General features: G+C 37.0%; 1 protein-coding gene. It reads right to left on the bottom strand.

Annotated elements, in window-relative coordinates:
* On the bottom strand, positions 1-235 hold a 235-nt coding region (locus AC0L3E_RS34740; protein ID WP_473606931.1), incomplete at both ends, for a hypothetical protein.

The following is a 235-nucleotide window of genomic DNA, read 5'->3' as shown; positions in this document are numbered from 1 at the left end:
ATAAACTCCACATCGACAACAGAAAACACCTCTCTTGGTAGATGATTATTAAATTGCCCGTCTACTGTTAAAAATATATGTTCACGTCCAAAGTGAAGTTCAAACACTTGACGTATCATGCTGATGACGTGCTTGTGTTCAAGATTCATAAAAGTTAAAAGACTTGAATCTGTAAAATCACCATAACCAGTATCGCCACTATCAGCAGCGCTTTCGTCAATGTATTCTCTGGTTA

Source organism: Mesorhizobium sp. WSM4822 (assembly GCF_055811155.1).
Note: the sequence above shows the minus strand (reverse complement) of the source record. Positions and strands in the feature narration are given on the sequence as shown.